Origin of the sequence: Exiguobacterium sp. s43, from assembly GCF_018617255.1 — a bacterium.
Taxonomy (GTDB): Bacteria; Bacillota; Bacilli; order Exiguobacteriales; family Exiguobacteriaceae; genus Exiguobacterium; species Exiguobacterium profundum.
In genome coordinates this window covers 1-771 of the sequence record NZ_JACSJT010000013.1, presented here as the reverse complement: position 1 = coordinate 771, position 771 = coordinate 1, and the positions used below count along the sequence as shown (strand labels likewise).

The 771-nt window shown below is 50.3% G+C and carries 6 tRNA genes and 1 rRNA gene; all 7 read left to right on the top strand.

Annotated features, from left to right (window positions below):
* Window positions 1-88: ribosomal RNA gene (gene rrf / locus KNO79_RS15495) — 5S ribosomal RNA — on the top strand; the annotation flags it as partial.
* Window positions 89-96: 8 nt separating this feature from the next.
* Window positions 97-172 (top strand) — tRNA-Val (locus tag KNO79_RS15490).
* A gap of 9 nt (window positions 173-181) precedes the next feature.
* Window positions 182-257 (top strand) — tRNA-Thr (locus tag KNO79_RS15485).
* A gap of 41 nt (window positions 258-298) precedes the next feature.
* A tRNA-Leu gene (locus KNO79_RS15480) sits at window positions 299-385 on the top strand.
* 31 nt (window positions 386-416) lie between these two features.
* Window positions 417-493 (top strand) — tRNA-Arg (locus tag KNO79_RS15475).
* Window positions 494-501: 8 nt separating this feature from the next.
* Window positions 502-578 (top strand) — tRNA-Pro (locus tag KNO79_RS15470).
* Window positions 579-592: 14 nt separating this feature from the next.
* A tRNA-Ala gene (locus KNO79_RS15465) sits at window positions 593-668 on the top strand.
* The last annotated feature ends 103 nt before the right edge of the window (window positions 669-771 follow it).

The following is a 771-nucleotide window of genomic DNA, read 5'->3' as shown; positions in this document are numbered from 1 at the left end:
CGTTCCCATGCCGAACACGGAAGTTAAGCGTCTCAGCGCCGAAAGTAGTTGGGGGATCTCCCCCTGTGAGGATAGGACGTTGCCAGGCTACATATTGGAGGATTAGCTCAGCTGGGAGAGCACCTGCCTTACAAGCAGGGGGTCGGCGGTTCGATCCCGTCATCCTCCACCATTTACACCTGCCGGTGTAGCTCAGTTGGTAGAGCATCTGACTTGTAATCAGAGGGTCGAGGGTTCGAATCCTTTCGCCGGCACCATTTGATCTTTTTAAAAAGTCTACCGCTAGAAATTATACCTTGCCGGGGTGGCGGAATTGGTAGACGCACAGGACTTAAAATCCTGCGAGGGTTTCCTCGTGCCGGTTCAAGTCCGGCCCTCGGTACCATTAATATTTTCCCATGATGATTATTCGTCTCGCACCCTTAGCTCAGCTGGATAGAGCGTTAGACTACGAATCTAAAGGCCGGGAGTTCGAATCTCTCAGGGTGCACCATTTTTAGACGGGAAGTAGCTCAGCTTGGTAGAGCACTTGGTTTGGGACCAAGGGGTCGCAGGTTCGAATCCTGTCTTCCCGACCATCATCACTTATATTGGGGCCTTAGCTCAGCTGGGAGAGCGCCTGCCTTGCACGCAGGAGGTCAGCGGTTCGATCCCGCTAGGCTCCACCAATTTTATTTTTTTACAGACGAACTTTGAAAACTGAACGATGAGGCAAAAATAAGTTTTACAATTTTTGAATGAAGCGCAAGCTTCGTCAATTTAAGAGCTATA